Source organism: Salinicola sp. NYA28a, from assembly GCF_976982775.1.
In genome coordinates this window covers 3415770-3434335 of the sequence record NZ_OZ334582.1, presented here as the reverse complement: position 1 = coordinate 3434335, position 18566 = coordinate 3415770, and the positions used below count along the sequence as shown (strand labels likewise).

The 18566-nt window shown below is 63.7% G+C and carries 17 protein-coding genes; 8 read left to right on the top strand and 9 right to left on the bottom strand.

Annotated features, from left to right (window positions below):
* Window positions 1–67 precede the first annotated feature (67 nt).
* The 4 genes from ACWHY3_RS15490 to ACWHY3_RS15475 all read right to left on the bottom strand — a co-directional run bounded on the left by ACWHY3_RS15490 (window position 68) and on the right by ACWHY3_RS15475 (window position 3379).
* Window positions 68–1009 (bottom strand): aldo/keto reductase, encoded by a 942-nt coding sequence (locus tag ACWHY3_RS15490; protein WP_087718288.1) that lies wholly within the window; start codon window positions 1007–1009, stop codon window positions 68–70.
* 64 nt (window positions 1010–1073) lie between these two features.
* Window positions 1074–1595: a cytochrome b gene (locus ACWHY3_RS15485; RefSeq protein ID WP_179208840.1), complete on the bottom strand. Its 522-nt coding sequence runs from the start codon at window positions 1593–1595 to the stop codon at window positions 1074–1076.
* A 93-nt stretch (window positions 1596–1688) separates the two neighbouring features.
* Entirely contained in the window at window positions 1689–2483 is a 795-nt protein-coding gene (locus tag ACWHY3_RS15480; protein WP_087718287.1) for an SDR family NAD(P)-dependent oxidoreductase, read from the bottom strand.
* Window positions 2484–2548: 65 nt separating this feature from the next.
* Complete coding sequence (locus ACWHY3_RS15475) at window positions 2549–3379, bottom strand: DODA-type extradiol aromatic ring-opening family dioxygenase (RefSeq protein ID WP_087718286.1); 831 nt, start codon at window positions 3377–3379, stop codon at window positions 2549–2551.
* 122 nt (window positions 3380–3501) lie between these two features.
* Between ACWHY3_RS15475 and ACWHY3_RS15470 the strand changes: the two genes are divergently transcribed.
* From ACWHY3_RS15470 to ACWHY3_RS15455, 4 genes are all read left to right on the top strand, one after another.
* Window positions 3502–4470, top strand: coding sequence for a LysR family transcriptional regulator (locus ACWHY3_RS15470; protein ID WP_087718285.1), 969 nt, complete (start codon window positions 3502–3504; stop codon window positions 4468–4470).
* Between the two features lie 367 nt (window positions 4471–4837).
* Window positions 4838–5437, top strand: coding sequence for a recombinase family protein (locus ACWHY3_RS15465; protein ID WP_087718284.1), 600 nt, complete (start codon window positions 4838–4840; stop codon window positions 5435–5437).
* Window positions 5438–5585: 148 nt separating this feature from the next.
* Complete coding sequence (locus tag ACWHY3_RS15460) at window positions 5586–7556, top strand: sensor domain-containing diguanylate cyclase (RefSeq protein WP_179208839.1); 1971 nt, start codon at window positions 5586–5588, stop codon at window positions 7554–7556.
* A 299-nt stretch (window positions 7557–7855) separates the two neighbouring features.
* Window positions 7856–8398, top strand: a complete 543-nt coding sequence (locus ACWHY3_RS15455; RefSeq protein ID WP_087718282.1) for an O-acetyl-ADP-ribose deacetylase — start codon at window positions 7856–7858, stop codon at window positions 8396–8398.
* Window positions 8399–8446: 48 nt separating this feature from the next.
* On the opposite strand, the gene ACWHY3_RS15450 is transcribed toward ACWHY3_RS15455, so the two are convergent.
* The 4 genes from ACWHY3_RS15450 to folB all read right to left on the bottom strand — a co-directional run bounded on the left by ACWHY3_RS15450 (window position 8447) and on the right by folB (window position 11779).
* Window positions 8447–9139, bottom strand: coding sequence for a response regulator (locus tag ACWHY3_RS15450; protein WP_087718281.1), 693 nt, complete (start codon window positions 9137–9139; stop codon window positions 8447–8449).
* A gap of 37 nt (window positions 9140–9176) precedes the next feature.
* The gene (locus tag ACWHY3_RS15445) at window positions 9177–10772 is read right to left on the bottom strand and encodes an ATP-binding protein (protein WP_448126921.1); all 1596 of its coding nucleotides are present in this window, start codon (window positions 10770–10772) and stop codon (window positions 9177–9179) included.
* A gap of 123 nt (window positions 10773–10895) precedes the next feature.
* Window positions 10896–11426, bottom strand: coding sequence for a 2-amino-4-hydroxy-6-hydroxymethyldihydropteridine diphosphokinase (gene folK / locus ACWHY3_RS15440; protein WP_448126920.1), 531 nt, complete (start codon window positions 11424–11426; stop codon window positions 10896–10898).
* Window positions 11426–11779: a dihydroneopterin aldolase gene (gene folB, locus ACWHY3_RS15435; protein WP_448126919.1), complete on the bottom strand. Its 354-nt coding sequence runs from the start codon at window positions 11777–11779 to the stop codon at window positions 11426–11428. The genes folK and folB overlap by 1 nt, the downstream gene beginning before the upstream one ends.
* Before the next feature lie 152 nt (window positions 11780–11931).
* Between folB and ACWHY3_RS15430 the strand changes: the two genes are divergently transcribed.
* A complete protein-coding gene (locus tag ACWHY3_RS15430; protein ID WP_448126918.1) occupies window positions 11932–12615 on the top strand; it encodes a glycerol-3-phosphate acyltransferase in 684 nt (227 codons plus the stop codon).
* Here ACWHY3_RS15430 and tsaD read toward each other — a convergent pair.
* Window positions 12596–13624, bottom strand: a complete 1029-nt coding sequence (tsaD, locus tag ACWHY3_RS15425) for a tRNA (adenosine(37)-N6)-threonylcarbamoyltransferase complex transferase subunit TsaD (RefSeq protein WP_448126917.1) — start codon at window positions 13622–13624, stop codon at window positions 12596–12598. The genes ACWHY3_RS15430 and tsaD overlap by 20 nt on opposite strands.
* Window positions 13625–13925: 301 nt before the next feature.
* On the opposite strand from tsaD, the gene rpsU reads away from it, so the two are divergent.
* The 3 genes from rpsU to rpoD all read left to right on the top strand — a co-directional run bounded on the left by rpsU (window position 13926) and on the right by rpoD (window position 18404).
* The gene (gene rpsU / locus ACWHY3_RS15420) at window positions 13926–14141 is read left to right on the top strand and encodes a 30S ribosomal protein S21 (RefSeq protein ID WP_075560838.1); all 216 of its coding nucleotides are present in this window, start codon (window positions 13926–13928) and stop codon (window positions 14139–14141) included.
* 235 nt (window positions 14142–14376) lie between these two features.
* Window positions 14377–16281: a DNA primase gene (gene dnaG, locus ACWHY3_RS15415; RefSeq protein ID WP_087718276.1), complete on the top strand. Its 1905-nt coding sequence runs from the start codon at window positions 14377–14379 to the stop codon at window positions 16279–16281.
* A 284-nt stretch (window positions 16282–16565) separates the two neighbouring features.
* Window positions 16566–18404, top strand: a complete 1839-nt coding sequence (gene rpoD / locus ACWHY3_RS15410; RefSeq protein WP_087718275.1) for an RNA polymerase sigma factor RpoD — start codon at window positions 16566–16568, stop codon at window positions 18402–18404.
* Window positions 18405–18566: the final 162 nt, after the last annotated feature.

Here is an 18566-nt window from a genome sequence, read left to right as displayed (position 1 = left end):
CTGTCCATCACAGGAATGAGCCTAGTCGCTTGCTCACCGGATTACCTGGTTGATGGAGGGTGGTCAGTTATCGCCTAGCAACATCTAGCCTGGCCAGCGCCTGTTCAGGCAGCGACAAGCTCACGGAATCCAGTACTTCATCCAGCTGACCTAGGCTAGTGGCGCTGGCAATGGGCGCGGTGACCGCGGGGCGGCTCAGCAGCCAGGCCAGAGCTACTTGGGCGGGCTTGGCGCCAAGCTCATCGGATACGTTCAACAGCTCCTGCAGAAGTCGCTGACCGCGCTCATCGAAGTAGCCCTTCAGGAAATCGGCCCGGGCGTTACCTTCCAGATCTTCGAGCTTCGAATACTTACCGGTCAGAAAGCCGCTGGCCAGGGAGAAGTAGCTCACCACCCCGAGCGCATGCTCCTCGGCCACATTCGCAAGCCCGGCCTCAAAGTCGTCACGGTCATAGAGGTTATAGAGCGGCTGCGTCACTTCGTAGCGGGGCAGCCCCTGATTCCGGGAGACCGCCAGGGCCTCGCCCAGTCGCTCGGCGGAATAGTTGGAAGCGCCGATGGTTCGCACTTTGCCGGCCTCGATCAGCCGGGCGAAGGCCCCAAGGGTTTCCTCCAGTGGCACATCCTGGTCATCGATATGTGCGAAGTAGACGTCCAGGTAATCGGTACGCAGGCGCTTCAGGGAGTCCTCGACGGCGGCCTCGATGTTGGCCGCCGAGAGGCCCTTGCGCGGCTCCCACATGCCCACCTTGCTCATCAGTACGAGATCGTCGCGCCGCCCGCGCCGGGCCAGCCACTGACCCAGAACCGTTTCCGACTCACCGCCCTCGAGCCCCGGCGCCCAGGCCGAATAGACATCGGCGGTGTCGATGGCGTTGAAGCCACGCTCGACGAAGCGATCGAGCAGGGTGAAGGAGCGGTCTTCATCGGCGGTCCAGCCGAAAACGTTGCCACCGAAGACGAGCGGTGCGATCTCGACCCCGGAGCGGCCCAAGTTGCGTTTTTTCATGATCCTTTTCTCTCCCATGTCGAAAACCTGTTGAAGGCAATGCCTGGTACCTGTCACGGTCGCGCTACAGCATCCGCTTGAGCGTATCGTCACGCTGGACAAAGTGGTGAAACAGGGCGATGCCGATATGCCCGAGGACCAGCGCGGTCAACGCCCAAGCCAGCGGTGAGTGCAGGCTGCCGAGACTTGCGGCCCAAGCGATCTCTTCACTCTCCGCAAAGATCTCCAACCCGAAGGCGGTCAGTCCATAGCCGCCTCCCAGCATCACCATCACCCCGGTGATCGGCATCAGCAGCATGCCGGCGAAGAGCAGGCCATGCCCGGCCTTGACCAGCTTGGCAGTGGCCGGGTCCTGGGCCGGACGCTGATGACGCTGACGCGCCACCCACGCCAGGCGCAGCACGATCAACACCAGTAGCAGGGTGCCGATGGAGACGTGCCAGGGAACCAGGGTCTGGCCTACCCAGTGCTCCCCCTCGGCGATCCGGTCACCAAACTTGAGCAGCTGCCAGATGATCAATACCGCCATCAGCCAATGGAAGGCCTTGCTGACGCTGCCATAGCGTTCTTTGGAATCGTTGATCATCGACATCTCCGCCAGGTAGTTTCAAAAATTCAAGCAGCTCCAAGCTAGCAGGCTAGCAAACCGCCTGCTATCGCCGCGGTCCCGACGTCTCGATCAGGCAATGCTCTCGACGATGCCGCCTTCCACTCGCAGGGCGGAGCCGGTGGTGGCACTGGCCTGGGGCGAGGCCGCATAGACGCACAGGCTGGCGACCTCCTCGGGGGTGGCGAAGCGCTTGAGCAGCGTCGAGGGGCGGTTCTCCTCCAGGAACAGGGTCTCCATCTCTTCGGCCGAGACGCCGCGCTCGGCGGCCAGCTTGGCCATCATCGCCTGGGCGCCTTCGGTACGGGTCGGGCCGGGCAGGATGGTGTTGACCGTGACGCCACCGCCGGCCAGCACCTTGGCCAGACCGCGGGAGACACCCTGCAGGGCCGCCTTGCTGACGCCGTAGTGCACCATCTCGGCGGGTATGTTGAGTGCCGACTCGCTGGAGATGAACTGGATGCGCCCCCAGCCACGGGCCTGCATGCCCTGGGCATAGTGCCGCGCCAGGCGCACCCCGCTCATGACATTGATCTGGAAGATCTCTTCCCAGGCGGCGTCGTCAATCTCGAAGAAGGGGCGGCCGCCGTAGATACCCAGGTTGTTGACCAGGATATCGACCTCGGGGCGGGCCGCGATCAGCGCCTGACAGCCTTCGGCGGTGCCGGGGTCGGCCACCACGCCGCTGGCATCGTCACGGCCACTGGCCTGCTGGATATGGGCCACGGCCTTGTCCACCTTGGCCTGATCGCGACCGACCACGGTCACGCTAGCACCCGCCTGGGCCAGGCCAGTGGCGATCGCCAGCCCAATGCCCGCGGTGGAGCCGGTGACTAGGGCCTGTTTGCCAGAAAGTTCAATTCGCATCATCTACCTCCTGCTGTATTGCGTGAGTTGCCATGTGAGGTGGCTGTGAAAGTGGCGTGGCCGCCTCAGCCGAAGCGGTAGGCGGACAGCTGCGTCTTGAGCACTTGTTCCGAATAGATCTTGCGGCCCTTGTCCTTCCCCGCGGCGCCGGCGGCGACCATCAGCGGGATCAGGTGCTCTTCGTCGCCCGGCGGGTGGCACTGAGGCGCATGGGGTGCCCGAGCCCAGTCGCCAAGCGCGGCGTGGCGCCGATCCGGCTCAGCCTCCACGGTCTGAGTCAGCCAGTCATCAAAGGCCTCGGAGGGTGCGGTAAAACGCGCATCCCCGTAGCCGCGCATGTTGTGGAAGCTCATGCCGCTGCCGACGATCAGTACACCTTCATCACGCAGCGACGCCAAGGCCTCGCCAGCGGCGAGATGGGCCGCGGGATCGAGATCATCGCGCAGCGACAACTGCACTACGGGGATATCCGCCTCGGGGAACATCAGCTTCAGCGGCACGAACATACCGTGATCGAACCCCCGCTCGGTGTCCCGTTGGCTGGCCAGACCGGCTTGAGAGAGCAGCCTGTCGACCTGCTCTGCCAGGGCCGGCGCGCCGGGGGCCGGGTAGGTGAGCTCATAGGTGTGGTCAGGAAACCCGTGGTAATCGTAGATCAGCTCGGGGTATTCACCCGCGCTCACGCGAAAGCCGGGGGTTCGCCAGTGGGCGGAGACCATCAGGATCGCGCGGGGGCGGGCCGGCAGCGAGGCGGCCACGCCCTTGAGGAAGCCTGCCATGCCTTCCCAGGTGCCGGGCGGGTTCCAGTCCATGAAGAAGCACGGGCCGGCGCCGTGGGGAATGAACAGCACCGGCTGGGTGGTTGAATCAGGGGGCGATACGCTCGCGTTGGTCATCGTGTAATTCCTTGGGCCATGCGGCCCGGTGAATACTTAGGTAGGTAATACTGTATCCTCACTCCCTTAGTAAGAGAATATGGTATTTTATGCAAACACCTTTAACTATGAGTGCGAAATAGATGCTGGACCGTTTTACGGGGATGCGGGTCTTTACCCAAGCGGCAACCCACGGCAGCCTATCGGCGGCGGGACGCGCGCTGGGCATGTCGCCGGCTATGGCCACCAAGCACATGGATGCCCTGGAGGCCCGGCTGGGCGTCAAGCTACTGCATCGCACCACCCGACGGCTGACGTTGACGGACGCCGGCACCGACTATCTCGAGGCCTGCCGGCGCATCCTGCAGGAACTCGACGAGGCGGAGTCGGAAGTGGCCGCCCAGAGAGTCGAAGCGGTCGGGCGGCTGCGCATGAATGTACCGCTCTCCTTCGGCGTGCGCTTCATCGCGCCACTGCTACCCGCGTTCCACCGTCGCTATCCGAAGGTGGAGGTCGAACTGGGCCTGAGCGATGCCCAGCACGGCCTGATCCAGGAAGGCTGGGACCTGGCGATCCGCATCGGTCATCTTGCCGACAGCTCGCTCAAGGCGCGACGGCTGGGCGACTGCCCGATGCGGGTATGTGCCGCGCCGGACTATCTGGAACGATACGGCACGCCGGGGGGCGTCGCCGAACTATCCGGCCATAACTGTCTGAGCTATACCCTGTCGCCCTCTCAGAGAGAGGGGACCTGGAGCTTCGGTCGCGAGGGCGACATTCAGGTGCCTGTGCAAGGCGATCTCAAAGCCAACAATGGTGATGCATTATTGGCGGCGGCGCTTGGCGGGCAGGGCGTGATCTATCAGCCGAACTTCATCGTGGGGGAGGCCCTGGCGCGCGGTACCCTGGTGGCCCTGGAACTCGACCAGCCCACGCTCGACCTGGGCGGCTTGCATGTGCTGTTTCCCCCCGACCGGCGCCCACCAGCCAAGGTCAGGGCGATGATCGATTACTTGGTTGAGGCATTTGCGCAGTCCTCCTGCCAGACCCCGTCTCTGACAACTAGGGAAAGCTCGGCCAGTGTAAGGAGACTCCGTGACCAGCCCGACTGATAACATTCTCCATCTGCCGGACTTCCAAGGACGATAGCATTCTGGAGAATCGCGCCATTTGGTTCTTGAACACAGGGCCACAGGGCCCAGAGGAGGCCGTTCAATACCTGGCGGTGATCCCGCCCTGGCAAGCTCATCGTCTGGAGCGGCGAGACGATGTCCTCGATCAGCGACCAGCTGGTCAACAGGAAAGCGCACTTGTTCAAAGCGATTGCCCGCTTGCTCAGAACTCCCGTGCATAATGCATGCTTTGTCCGGAAAACGATCATTAGGCGGCCAACCCGGACAATGTCCGAGAATAGACTTGTTTGATGGGTTTTCGGACAATAAGATAGGCGGACGGATTAACGGACAAAAGGGGCGGTCAATGGCGCTGATCGGCTATGCGCGGGTCTCGACGGCGGAGCAGGATACCGCCTTGCAGACGGATGCGCTTCGCAAGGCGGGGTGCGAGCGGATCTTCGATGACACTGTCTCCGGGGCCAAGGCGGATCGACCGGGCCTGACGGCCGCGTTGGAGTTTCTACGCGACGGGGATGTGCTGGTCGTGTGGCGACTGGATCGACTGGGACGCTCGCTGCCGCATCTGATCGAGGTCGTCAGTGCCCTGGAGGCGCGGGGTATCGGGTTCCGGTCGCTGACCGAAGCCATCGACACCACCACGCCCGGTGGGCGGCTGATCTTCCATGTGTTCGGTGCCCTGGGGCAGTTTGAGCGTGACCTGATCCGGGATCGTACCAGGGCGGGACTGGCCGCTGCCGCCGCTCGCGGGCGCAAAGGGGGACGCAAGCCTGTCGTCACCGAGGACAAATTGAAGCGGGCAAGGGAGTACCTGGCCAACGGGCTGAACGTCCGCGAGGCCGCCGCACGGATCAAGGTCAGCAAGACGGCCCTCTACGCCGCCTTGAAGGCCAGCCAGCCCGATATCCACGATAAGGCCGAAAAGGCGGACGACCTTACAAGATGACGGCCGCCAAGCAGCGGATTGCGCCATGTCGGTCGCCATGCGGGCTGTGCGGACATGGCGTAGGGTGTTACCGAAACAGGCTTTGGGAACAAGCGTCGCCGATTGCGCCGCGGGAGTGGCGTCGCCGTTGAGCATAGGAGTGCCGAATATGAGGGTCGCCCAGTCTCTGAAACACGTCCTGCATCATTACCTCTTCTCGTTGCGGGGCCGCCTGCTGTTGGGGGTCGTGGTGATCTGGACGCTGCTGAGCATGACACTACTGGCCTTCGGCTGGCAGTCCGGCACCCTGCTGGTCGAGGAATCCAACCGCGTGCATCTGCGGTATGAGGCGGAGCTGATCCGCAACGACATCACGCATGAGATCGAGCAGCGTCTGGAGGTACTGGAGCGCCTGGCCGGGCTGTATCCCGACGCCTCGCCGGGAATGCTGGCCCGGGGTAACCATGACCCCTTGCTCGCCCTCTTCGAGGGCCTGATTCTGGTCGATGCCGAGAACATCGTCGTCGATGACTGGCCGACGCTTGAAGGTCGCCGCGGCCAGGACATCGGCTATCGGTCCTATGCGCGCTTCATGCGCAACGTGCAGCGCCCGCATGTCAGTGAACCCTTCGTCGGAGCGGTCTCCGGCAAGCCCATGGTCATGATGCTGGTACCGCGCCACACGGAGCAGGGCCGCTACACGGGCTTCGTGGGTGGCCTGGTGGAGATCGCCCGCAGCGAGCTGTTCGAGGGGTTCCAGCGCCTCCGGCTGGGCGACGAGGGCCATGTGGTGATCGCCACGGCCTCGGGCCGGCTGCTCTATCACCCCGACCAGCGGCAAGACCTGCCAACGCTGGAGGACGTGGCGCGCGACCCCTGGCTCGATCTGGCGCGCGATGGCTGGCAGGGCGAGGCCAGTGGCAACCTGCTTGGAAGCAGCGCGGGCCTGACGGCCTATCGCCAGATTTGGCCCGCCGACTGGATACTGGGTCTCTACCTGCCCCTCGATCAGGTCTATACCCCCCTGGCAAACGTCATGGAGCGCATTACGTGGCGGGGCTGGTGGGTGTTGGGGCTGTTGCTGCCGATGATGGCGGCCGTGATCTGGCTGACCCTGCGGCCACTGACGCGCCTGGCCCAGCAGCTCAAGGAGCTGAGCCAAGGCCACCGGCGCTCCCTTCAGATCGCCACCCGCCTGTCCGAGCTGCGCAACGTCATCGACGTCTTCAATGAGGTGGAGCATGGCCGTCTGAAGGCCATGGAAGACCTGCAACAGCGTAAGGCATTCCTGAAAGGTATCCTGGCCGCCTCGCCCCAGGGCATGTTCGTCACCGACACCCAGGGAAACCTGACTTTCGTCAATCAGGCACTGAGACAACTGCTGGGGATCACGCCGCCGGTCCACCTGCCGACCTGGGCCCAGCGTATCCACGAAGAGGATCGCAAACCGGTGGTGGCCGCCTGGCAGGCGAGCCTTCTCCGGCACCAGGACGTCGCGCGCCAGTTTCGCTACTACGGCGAGCATGGTGAGCTGTACTGGTTGGACGTCCACGCCACTGCGATCCGGGTGGACGGCGAGATCATCGGCCAGGTGGGGGTCGTACGCGATATCACCCAGCGTCAGCACGAGGATGCCCTGCGCCGCTGGGAAGCGGAGCACGATCCGCTGACCGGCCTGCTCAACCGCCGCGGTTTCGAGCGCCGGCTGGAGGAAGCCTTTGCCGCTTGGAAAAAAGCCGGCACCCAGTCGGCCCTGCTGATGTTCGATCTGGACCATTTCAAGGCCATCAATGACGCAGGCGGTCACGCCCTGGGCGACAGCATGCTCCGCGAGGTGGCGGCCGCGATGAGCGCGGAAACGCGCAGCAGCGACCATGCCGCCCGCCAGGGGGGCGACGAGTTCGCCATTCTGCTGCCTGGCTGCGAGTTCTCCCAGGCCATGCGCATTGCCGAGTCGCTGCGAGCGCGCATTGCGGCCAAGGGTCTGGAACACAACGGCCGCACGTGGAAAGTGACGGCCAGCATCGGGGTGAGCAACTTCCAATGGTCGGACCAGAGCGTCGATGACGTGGTAAGGCGTGCCGATGCTGCGAGCTATGCAGTCAAGTCACGGGGGCGAAATGGTGTGGTCAACGCATGACCCTGCCCTGGAGGTAGCCGGCAGGGAAAGGGCAAGACCGAGTGTTACCTATGCCACAGCAGCAAGCCCGGAGGGTGCAATCGACCCCTGACATTCCGTGCAGCCGTCTTCTGAAAATGACACCAGGCCTCCTGATTCGAAACGGCTCTGGTTCGCGAGCGTTGGCATCGCGTCCTACATTGTGTGAAAACGACGGGTTGGGAAAGAGGGGTTGGGAAAGAGGGGTTGGCAGCGATTCGGTCGTTGCCAACCTTTTGCGTTTTACCGATCGAGTATGCGTGGTCCACAGGAGAGACGTGATGAAGATTCACTGGCAGGGCGACCGCCTGGTCGTTGCCGAGGGCGATATCACCCGCTTCGAGGGCGATGCGATCGTCAATGCCGCCAACAAGAGTCTGCAGGGCGGTGGCGGCGTCGATGGCGCGATCCATCGCGCGGCGGGGCCGGACCTTCTCGAGGCGTGCCGCGAGTTGCGACGCACGACCTGGCCGGAGGGGCTACCGGTGGGCGAAGTGGCGATGACGCCGGGGTTCCGGCTGCCGGCGTCTCACGTGATCCACACCGTGGGGCCGGTTTTCGCCAAGTCGGAGGATCGCTCCGAGCAGCTGGCCGATTGCTATCGTAATGCGCTGCGCCTGGCGGGAGAGCATCGATTCACGCGGCTGGCGTTTCCGGCCATCTCGACCGGTGTCTACGGTTATCCGGCCGACGCGGCTGCCGCCATCGTGGCCGGCGTGATGCGCGAGTTGCTGCCCACGCTTCCCGACCTCGAGGTGACGCTGCTGTTCTTCTCGGCGAGGGATGTCGATACCTTCCTGGCCCACGGCGTCCCGGCCGGCTGACTGGTGCCGGCGCTTGCCGGCCAGCGTCGAGACCGGGCCGGGGCGGTCTCACTCCTCGGGCTGATACTTGTAGCCGACGCCGTAGACGGAGCGGATGATGTCGCGGTCCGGCCAGACATCGGCGATCTTGCGTCTGAGCTTCTTGACGTGGCTATCGACGGTACGCTCGGAAACGATACGGTGATCGCGATACATGTGATCCATCAACTGGTCGCGGGAGAAGATGCGCCCGGGGCTGTACATCATCACCTTGAGGAGCTGGAACTCGACCGCGGTGAGATTCAGGTCCTCGCTGCCCGCCATCGCGCGCCAGCCGTCTTCGTCCAGCGTCAGGCGGTCGCCTTCGGAGGTGGATTCGTCCGTGCCGGTGGCGCCGTAGCTGCGGCGCAGCACGGCCTTGACACGGGCCACGACCTCCCGGGGGCTGAAGGGTTTACAGATATAGTCGTCGGCGCCCAGCTCGAGTCCCAGCAGGCGATCCACTTCCTCGACACGGGCGGTCAGCATGATCACGGGGATGGCGGGAAATCGTTCGCGGATCTGGCGGCACAGGGTGAGACCATCGGTGCCGGGCAGCATCAGGTCGAGCAGGATCAGCATCGGCTGATTCTCTTCGAGCCACGCCATCACGGCATTGCCGTGATCGATGTGATCGGAAGCGTAGCCGCTCTTCGACAGATAGTCGGCGACCAGGCGTGCAATCTTGGGTTCGTCCTCGACGATCAGAATGGTGTCGTTCATCAAACCGGCTCCCTGTCAGTTGGCGTGGCTGCCGTGGCTACTTGCCGTGGCTACTGAATGGTTCGTTGTATCGTTCGTGTCGTTCGTGTCGTTCGTGTCGCTCGCCGGCCCGCTCCGGGAGCGACGCCTTGGCGGGCGAGCCGCACGAGTGGTCGGCGCGCTCGAGGGAGGCGTCCGCCGTCCGGTCGGCGGGAAGCGCCTGCGGGAACGTCAGCGTCCAGCGCAAACCGCCGAGTGGCGAAACCGAGGGCACCAGCGTGCCGCCCTGCGCTTCGATCAGCGCGTTGGCGATCGACAGTCCCAGGCCGCTGCCACCGCTGCGGCGATTGCGCGACCCTTCCACCCGGTACAGCCGCTCGGTCAGGCGGGGCAGCTCGTCCTCCGGCACGCCGGGGGCGGTGTCCTCCCAGACGACGGTCGCCTGATCGCCACGGCGCTTCAGCGTGACGCGCAGCGTGCCGGGGCTGTCGGTATAGGCGATGGTGTTGGACAGCAGGTTATCCCAAAGCTGACGCAGACGCTGGCTGTCGGCACGCACCCACAGCGGTTCGGTTTCGAGCTGAAGCGCGAGGCCGAGGCTTTCCAGTCTCGGCTGACTGTCCTCGAGGCGCTGCACCAGCGACTCTTCTAGATCCACAGGCACGAGGTGCATGTCCAGTGCGCCGGCGTCGCTCTGGGCCAGCAGACGCAAGTCCTCGACCAGATGCCCGAGCTGGTCGACCTCCTGCTGCAACGATCCCAGGTTGTCCACCGACAGGGGGCGAATGCCGTCCTGCATGGCTTCGATCTCGCCTCGCAACACCGCCAGCGGCGTGCGCAGCTCATGGGCGATATCGGCGACCCAGCGCTGGCGCGCGCGGCGGTTGGCCTCGAGCGTCTCGGCGAGCTGGTTGAAATCCGCCGAGAGACGCGAGAGCTCGTCGCGGCCGCGCTCGGAAAGACGCACGCTGTAGTCGCCGAGAGTCAGCCGGCGCGTGGCCAGGGTCATGAGCCGGGCACGGCGGCCCAGCCACCAGGCGAGCCCGCCGGCCAGGAGCAGGGAGGCAAGAAACAGCGAACCGACGATGATGGTCAGGTTGCGTTGCTGGCGCTCGAGAAAGATCTGGTCCATCCGCGCCATCAGTCGCTCCGGCGGCAGGTAGCCCAGCTGGCCGACCAGCTTGTTGCCACTGCGGATCGGCACGAAATGGGGCTCCGGTGGCGGCGGAATGTCCAGATCGTCCCGGGGAGGCGGCTTGAGCAGGGGCTCGCCGATCACCGGATTACTCAGTTCGTCGAGCAGAACGTAGCCGCGGGCATCGGAAAACTGGCGGTCGATCCCGCTGGGAGGGTGTTTCTCGCTCGACCAGAGCTGGCTGCGAACCAGGCTCTGCCAGGCGCGAGGATTGTCGCGCAGCCACTGCCAGCTGCCGCGCTGCGTCCACTGTTCGCCCAGTGCGTTGGCCAGTGTCTCGGCGCGTGTCGACTGGCTGCGCTCGAGATAATTGACGAAACCTTCGTCCAGGCTGCGCGAGACGAACACGAACACCAGTCCGCTGATCAAGACGTTGGTGATCAGGATAATGGCGAACAGTTTGATGCCGAGACGCGACAGTCGTGGCCAGTCGCGCCATCTGCTATACGACAAGGACATGGGATCCGGCTTTTTCACGGGCGGTATCGATTCCTCCAGTGTGTCTCATCGCACGGCAGGGATGGTTCAGACAATGGGCAAAGAAGATGGAGATTGCGAGTGCTTCATCGTTGCTGGTTGCCGTCAGGCATCGGTGGCGCGGGAAACGAGTCGGCCTTTCCACCGGAAGTCCACCGGCCAGTGAGGCTGGTTGGTGGCGTCGAAGGCGGCCCATAGCGCATCGAACGTGCGGCCGTCGACCGGATGAACGTTGGAAGGCAGCAGTTCGGCCAGCGGATGCAGCACGAAAGCGTAGCGCAGAATGTCTTCGCGCGGCAGGCAGGCGTCGCCATGGCGGCCGACGGCGTCGCCCCACAGCAGCAGGTCGATGTCCAGCGTGCGGGCGACGAACTTGGTCGGACCGGCGGGCCGGCCATTGTCGCGCTCGATGCGCTTGCAGCGGTCGTTGAGCGCGGTCGGCGACAGCTCGGTCTCGAACGCCAGAACCAGATTGTAGAAAGGGCGATCATCCTCGAAGCCGACCGCGGGGCTCTCGTAAACCGGGGAGAGTCGTAGCGGGGCCGGGGCGGCGAGAGTTGCCAGCGCGTCCAGTGCTCGGGTCAGGTGATGCTGGCGCTGGATGTTGCTGCCCAGCCCGAGAACGGCCAGCGGCATCAGTCGGCACTGCGCTCGATGCGAATGCCCACGGCGCGTGCCGCGGCCACGGCGCCGGGTTTGCGTACGGTCAGGCGTAGCTGGCGGACGCCGAACTCTTCGATCAGCAGTGCCGCGACGCGCTCGGCGAAGGTTTCCACCAGGCCGTGGGCGTTGGCGTCGGCGTAATCGACAAGGCGCTGGCAGATGGCGGCGTAGTCGAGCGTCCGGTCGAGATCGTCGTCCCGGGCAGCTGGGCGGATGTCGGTGCCGAGTTCCAGATCCAGCTCCAGGCGTTGGCGTACCGTGCGTTCCCAGTCATAGACGCCGATGACCGTCTCCAGGCTCAAGCCTTCGATCAATACCTGATCCACGCGAATTCCTCGTCGGCAGTGATGCTTTTGGTGGCGATTTTCGCCGGCGGGCGGTTCCCGCTCGACGCAACGGCCATCGATTGTACGCGAGGAGAGTGGCAGAATCAGGGCTCTCGATGATGTCCGCGCCACGCGGCCAGGGGAGTCTTGTCTTGCCACCGATCCTTGTTACCGGCCTGCTGGTGGGGGCCGGCTATCTTAGCGGTTCGCTGCTCGGGGCGATCTGGGTATGCCGTGCCTGGGGTCTGCGCGATCCTCGCTGGGCGGGTTCGGGAAATCCGGGGTTTTCCAATGTGCTGCGTGCCTTCGGCTGGCGGCCGGCGCTGGTGACGCTGATCATCGATGCCGCCAAGGGCATGCCGGTGCTGTGGCTGGCTGGCGCGGCGTCGCTGTCGGTCTGGTCCCAAGGGTTGGTCGGCCTCGGCGTGCTGATCGGGCACAGCTGCCCGGTCTGGCATCGGGGGCGCGGCGGCAAGGCGGTGGCTAGTGCGTTCGGCGTGCTGCTGATGCTGGCGACGCCAGTGGCGCTGATCTGCGCGACCTGCTGGTTCCTGCTCGCCTGGCGGGTGCGCACGGCGGCGGTGGCCTCGCTGGCCACAGCGTTGATGGCGCCGCTGCTGAGTTATTGGCTGGTGCCGCCGATGACGGGCGTCATCTGCGTATTCTCGCTACTGGTTCTGGCTCGGCACGCCTGGAACATCCGGTTGTGGCGGGAGCGACGCCGCGAAACGCACGAACCAGCGCTGGCCGACCCGTTCGACGAAGAAGATGCCCTGTGCGATCGACGCGAGCTCAGTCAACAGGACAGGCAGCAGGTCAGGCCGCAGGAGGAGTGAGCTCCGCCAGCGGCCAGCGCGGGCGAGCCTGCAGGGTCTGGCTGCTCTGGCCTGCGGCGAGACGTTGTGCGCCGGCGTAGGCGATCATCGCGCCATTGTCGGTGCAGAAGCGGCCACGCGGGTAGAACGCCTGGGAGCCCAGTTTGGCGAGCGCGGTATCCAGCGTCTCGCGCAGGCGCCGATTGGCGCTGACGCCACCGGCGACGACCAGGCGTTTCCGCCCGCTCTCCTTGAGGGCGCGCCGGCACTTGATCACCAGCGTGTCGACCACGGCATCTTCGAAGGCGCGGGCGACGTCGGCACGCGCCTGGGCGTCGAGGGCGTCCTGTTCGCGAAGCGTGCGCAGTGCGGTCAGGGTGTGGGTCTTCAGCCCGGAGAAGCTGAAATCGAGCCCCGGCCGGTCGGTCATCGGGCGGGGAAAGCGAAAGCGCTCGCTGCGCCCCTGCTCCGCCAGCGCGGCCACCTGCGGGCCGCCGGGGTAGGGGAGTTCCAGCATCTTGGCGACCTTGTCGAACGCTTCCCCGGCCGCATCGTCGACGGATTCCCCCAGCAGCCGATAGTCGCCCAGGCCGCGGACGTCCACGAGCTGGGTGTGTCCACCGGAAACCAGCAGCGCAACGAAGGGAAACGCCGGCGGATTCTCCTCCAGCATCGGCGCCAGCAGGTGGCCTTCCATGTGATGCACGCCGAGTACGGGGATTCCGAGTGCGCGCGCCATGCCGTGAGCGGTGCAGGCACCCACCATCAGCGCGCCGACCAGGCCGGGACCGGCAGTGTAGGCGATGGCATCGAGATCGCGCTTGGTCAACCCGGCCTCGTCGAGCACCTGATCCACCAGTGGCAGCAGCTTGCGGGTGTGATCGCGGGAGGCGAGTTCCGGCACCACGCCGCCAAATTCGGCATGTAGCGCTATCTGACTGTAGAGCGCATCGGCCAGTAGCCCGGCCTCGGTGTCATAGAGGGCGACGCCGGTTTCGTCGCAGGAGGTTTCGATGCCCAGCACGCGCATGATCGGGTGTCCGTCGGGGTCGTGAAGCGAAAAGGGGCGTTAGTTTACGCTGTCGAAAAGCCATTTGCATTGGTTCCGGGGCGCGACTAGAATACTCTGCTCTGTAGAACTGGGTCGTGCGCCTTTAACACGTCCTCGGCTGTCGATCGATCTCGTGAGACAGATCTGGGCCGGGAAGATCCGGATAGCGACACGTCAGGATTCGAAGCCTTTCGCGGCGTTGTCTCGAATTTCTCGGGTCGTGCGTTCAAAAGGGCGTGCGTTCAAACCGAACTCAATTCCCAAGGTAGGTGAGTGCTTCATGCCCGCTGTTAAAGTACGTGATAACGAGCCGTTCGACGTCGCGCTGCGTCGCTTCAAACGCTCCTGCGAAAAAGCCGGAGTCCTGTCCGAAGTCCGCCGTCGCGAAACTTACGAAAAGCCCACTGCAGTCCGCAAGCGTAAAGCCGCGGCTGCCGTGAAGCGTCATGCCAAGAAGTTGCAGCGTGAGCGTAAGCGTTTCGAACGCTTGTATTGATCCGTACTGCGGGTGACTTCGGTCACCCCAGAGGGACGATCAAACGGCCGCCGTTCAGGTGGCCGTTTGTTTTTGTTCCGCTGCCATTGCGCCAACGTCCATGGGATCAAGATCCATGTCGGCGCGGATGCAGTGTTTTCTTGCCTGTCCTATCTTCAGCTGGATATCTCTCCATGACAGGCATGGCAGTTCGCAGCCTGGCCTGCGAGCGGATCCCCCGAGAGCGTCTGATGATATGGCCGGACAGATTTCCCAACGTTTCATCGATGACCTGTTGGCCCGTACCGACATCGTCGATGTGATTTCCGAGCGGGTGCAGCTCAAGAAAAGCGGGCGCAACCACAGCGGCCTCTGCCCGTTCCATCAGGAAAACTCCCCGTCGTTCACGGTAAGCCACGACAAGCAGTTCTATCACTGCTTCGGCTGCAGCGCGCACGGCAATGCGCTGCGGTTTCTGATGGAGTTCGACAATCTGCGCTTTCCCGAAGCGGTCGAGCAGTTGGCATCCCGGGCAGGTATGCAGGTCGAGCGGGAAGGCGGCGAGGATCCGGGAGCGCGTCAGCGTCAGCAGAAGCGTGAAGAGGGCGTCAATCTGCTGGAGCTGGCTTCGCGCTTCTTTCGCGAGCGCCTGGCGCTCGGCGGCGGACGCCAGGCCCGGGAGTATCTCGATCGTCGCGGCCTGAGCCAGGAGATCATCCGGGATTTCGGCATCGGTTACGCCGAGGACGAGTGGGAGTCGCTCAAGCGCTATCTGCTGCAACAGGGCATCAGCGAAGCGGTCCAGGTCGAGTACGGGCTGCTGGTGCACCGCGAAGAGACCGGACGCACCTACGATCGGTTTCGTGACCGGGTGATGTTTCCGATTCGCGACTGGAAAGGCCGCACCATCGCCTTCGGTGGCAGGGTGCTGGGCGATGCCAAGCCCAAGTATCTCAATTCGCCGGAGACGCCGGTCTTTCACAAGGGACGCGAACTCTACGGACTGTTCGAGGCGCGTCAGGCCAATCGGCAGCTCTCCCGGGTTCTGGTGGTCGAAGGCTACATGGATGTGGTCGCGCTGGCGCAGTTCGGCATTCGCAACGCCTGCGCCACCCTGGGTACGGCGCTGACGACGGACCATCTGCAGCGGCTGTTCCGGCTGGTCGACGAGGTGGTGTTCTGCTTCGATGGCGACAACGCCGGCCGTCAGGCTGCGCGTCGCTCGTTGCAGACGGCGCTGCCGTCGATGATCGATGGGCGGCAGGTGCGATTCCTGTTCCTGCCCGAGGGCGAAGACCCCGATACGGTGGTTCGCCAGGAAGGTCAGGAGGCGTTCGAGAAGCGCATCACCTGCGCCAGCCCCCTGTCGGAGTTTCTGTTCGAGCAGGCGGCGGAAGGGCGTGATCTCAAGCAGGTGGAAGGGCGCGAGCGCTTCGTGACGGCGGTGCTGGACGCCCTGAAACTTTTACCGGAAGGCGTGCTCAAATCGCTGCTGGTCAAGGAGCTGTCGGTCAGAAGCGGGATAGACCAGTCGCACTTCGCCGGCTGGCTGGAGAAGCACGCGATGCCTGAGCCGCGCCAGGCGATGACGCCGGACGCTGGCTACGAAGCGCTGATGATGACCTCGGATGGCGATATCGACGCCACTTCAGACCCGGGCGTGACGGTCGATAATAGCAATAATCGTGCAAGGCGGCGCGGACTCCCGGCATCTCGCCCAGGAACTGCTACGCTTTCTCTGAGCATTCCGGCTCGGATATTGCATCTGTTGTTGCACGAACCGGGATTGGTCGAGGGGCTGCCGGAGACGGTCGAGTGGTGTCCGATCGAAGCATCCGATGGGCGCTTGTGCCGCGAAGTGGTGCAGTTGTTGCGCGCCGGACGCTATCGCAGCCCCCAGGTACTACTGGCTCACTTCCACGGCAGCGCGGACGGTGAGCGCCTCGATCAGCTGGCGCGTCGTGAACTGGAAATTCCGCGCGACGTTCGGGCCAGTGAGCTGGAAAGCTGGGTACGTTATCTCGAGCGCGAGAGCGCTCGTTTGACGCCGGTGGAGGAGTACCGCCAGTTACTGGAAAAGAGCCGTCAACCGGGAGCACTCAGCAGCGCGGACAAGCAGCGCCTGAGAGAGCTGATCGGAAAGTTGGCCGAAGGGCCGTGAATCATGAAGTTCGTAGGGCACGAAACGTCGCGAATAAGGTCAGGACTACTAGGCAAGGAAGCGTGAAGTGGTCAATCGGTAAGGTTATCAACCGAGAGCGCGGTCGAAAGGTTGAAATGGCGGTGATCGCCACCAAATAGGTTAACCAAACACACTAGCACACCTGGCAGGCAAGGTAATAGAAGCTGGCAGCAAAAAGCGGGGGCGCGCTATACTAGCCGGCTTTTGGGTCGTCGCGTCGTCACCCCCAGGTGCTTCATTCTTCTTCGTCGAGTAGGGTTTCTATGGCTGGAAATGCGCAGCAGTCACGTTTGAAGGAGCTGATCGCACGCGGCAAAGAGCAGGGTTTCCTGACTTATGCCGAAGTGAACGATCATCTCCCCGAAGATATCGCTGATCCGGATCAGGTGGAAGACATTATCTCCATGATCAACGACATGGGGATCAATGTCGTCGAGGAGGCACCTGATGAAGACACGCTGATGATGTCCGACGATTCCACCGACGAATCCGCGGCGGAAGAGGCCGTGGCGGCGTTGGCGGCAGTGGAGAGCGATGTCGGACGTACGACCGACCCGGTGCGCATGTACATGCGCGAGATGGGCACGGTGGAGCTGCTGACCCGCGAAGGCGAAATCCTGATTGCCAAGCGCATCGAGGAAGGCCTGCGGGAAGTCATGTCTTCCCTGGCCTATCTGCCCGGCGCGGTGGATTCCATTCTCGACGTCTACGATCAGACCCAGGACGAGGAAGCCCCCGGGCGCCTCTCGGATCTGTTCTCCGGTTTCATCGATCCTGACGAAGGGATCCCGGGGGTTGCCGAAGTCGAGATGCCGGAAGAAGTCGAAGCCGACATCAGCGGCGATGAAGACGACGAGGACAGCGAAGACGACGACAGCGCGAGCGAAGGCGGCCCCGACCCCGAAGAGGCACGGGTGCGCTTCGAGCAGATTCGCGATCAGAACGAAGCGGCCAAGGCGGCTATCGAGAAGCACGGGCGCGGCTCCGAAGAAGCCAATGTCGAGCAGGCGCGTCTGGCCGAGCTGTTCTCGCCGATCAAGCTGTCGCCCAAGCATTTCGAGCGCCTGGTCGGCCAGGTACGGATCAGTGTCGATCAGGTACGGAGTCAGGAAAAGGCGATCATGCAGGTGTTCGTCAAGCAGGGCAAAGTGCCGCGCAAGACGTTCATCAGCTCGTTTCTGGGCAACGAAACCGCCGAAGGCTGGTTCGACGAATTCATCGCCAAGAACGGCAAGTATGCCGATCGTCTCGAACCGTTCCGCGGTGACGTTCAGCGCGCCCAGCGCAAGATCGGTTTCGAGCAGGAAATGGTGTTGCTCAATGTCGGCCAGTTGAAGGAAGTCAACCGCCGTCTCTCCATCGGCGAAGCCAAGGCGCGTCGTGCCAAGAAAGAGATGGTCGAAGCCAACCTGCGTCTGGTCATCTCGATCGCCAAGAAGTACACCAACCGCGGCCTGCAGTTCCTGGATCTGATCCAGGAGGGCAACATCGGCCTGATGAAGGCGGTGGACAAGTTCGAGTACCGCCGTGGCTACAAGTTCTCCACGTATGCCACCTGGTGGATTCGCCAGGCGATCACGCGCTCCATCGCCGACCAGGCCCGCACCATCCGTATTCCGGTGCACATGATCGAGACGATCAACAAGCTCAACCGCGTATCGCGTCAGATGCTGCAGGAGATGGGCCGCGAGCCCACTCCGGAAGAGCTGGGCGAGCGTCTCGAGATGCCGGAAGACAAGGTGCGCAAGGTGCTCAAGATCGCCAAGGAGCCGATCTCCATGGAGACGCCCATCGGTGATGACGAAGACTCGCACCTGGGCGACTTCATCGAAGACAGCACCATGGTGCTGCCGATCGACTCCGCTACCGGCGAGGGTCTGATCGAGGCGACTCGTAACGTCCTCGGCGGCCTGACCGCGCGCGAAGCCAAGGTGCTGCGCATGCGCTTCGGCATCGACATGAACACCGACCACACGCTGGAAGAGGTTGGCAAGCAGTTCGACGTCACCCGCGAGCGTATCCGTCAGATCGAAGCCAAGGCGTTACGCAAGCTGCGTCATCCGTCGCGCTCCGAACCGCTGCGCTCGTTTCTCGACGAATAGAACATAGCCGCGAGCCACGGGCTTCGAGCAAAAGCTAGTTGCCTTGCTATGCGGAGTGGTTTGATTTTGGCTTTGAATAAAAAATGTCAGCGACGCTAGCGTCGCTGATATTTTTTTGTTCAAGGACAGCATCCTGATTTTCGAAGCTCGAAGCTCGAAGCT

Coding starts and splice junctions, on each gene's coding strand:
- ACWHY3_RS15450 (WP_087718281.1), bottom strand. CDS start 9,139: ATGAACGACACCATTCTGATCGTCGAGGACGAACCCAAGATTGCACGC.
- ACWHY3_RS15475 (WP_087718286.1), bottom strand. CDS start 3,379: ATGACCAACGCGAGCGTATCGCCCCCTGATTCAACCACCCAGCCGGTG.
- ACWHY3_RS15490 (WP_087718288.1), bottom strand. CDS start 1,009: ATGAAAAAACGCAACTTGGGCCGCTCCGGGGTCGAGATCGCACCGCTC.
- dnaG (WP_087718276.1), top strand. CDS start 14,377: ATGGCCGGACAGATTTCCCAACGTTTCATCGATGACCTGTTGGCCCGT.
- ACWHY3_RS15445 (WP_448126921.1), bottom strand. CDS start 10,772: ATGTCCTTGTCGTATAGCAGATGGCGCGACTGGCCACGACTGTCGCGT.
- tsaD (WP_448126917.1), bottom strand. CDS start 13,624: ATGCGCGTGCTGGGCATCGAAACCTCCTGCGACGAAACCGGCGTCGCC.
- ACWHY3_RS15485 (WP_179208840.1), bottom strand. CDS start 1,595: ATGATCAACGATTCCAAAGAACGCTATGGCAGCGTCAGCAAGGCCTTC.
- rpoD (WP_087718275.1), top strand. CDS start 16,566: ATGGCTGGAAATGCGCAGCAGTCACGTTTGAAGGAGCTGATCGCACGC.
- ACWHY3_RS15460 (WP_179208839.1), top strand. CDS start 5,586: ATGAGGGTCGCCCAGTCTCTGAAACACGTCCTGCATCATTACCTCTTC.
- ACWHY3_RS15455 (WP_087718282.1), top strand. CDS start 7,856: ATGAAGATTCACTGGCAGGGCGACCGCCTGGTCGTTGCCGAGGGCGAT.
- folK (WP_448126920.1), bottom strand. CDS start 11,426: ATGCCGCTGGCCGTTCTCGGGCTGGGCAGCAACATCCAGCGCCAGCAT.
- ACWHY3_RS15480 (WP_087718287.1), bottom strand. CDS start 2,483: ATGCGAATTGAACTTTCTGGCAAACAGGCCCTAGTCACCGGCTCCACC.
- ACWHY3_RS15470 (WP_087718285.1), top strand. CDS start 3,502: ATGCTGGACCGTTTTACGGGGATGCGGGTCTTTACCCAAGCGGCAACC.
- rpsU (WP_075560838.1), top strand. CDS start 13,926: ATGCCCGCTGTTAAAGTACGTGATAACGAGCCGTTCGACGTCGCGCTG.
- ACWHY3_RS15465 (WP_087718284.1), top strand. CDS start 4,838: ATGGCGCTGATCGGCTATGCGCGGGTCTCGACGGCGGAGCAGGATACC.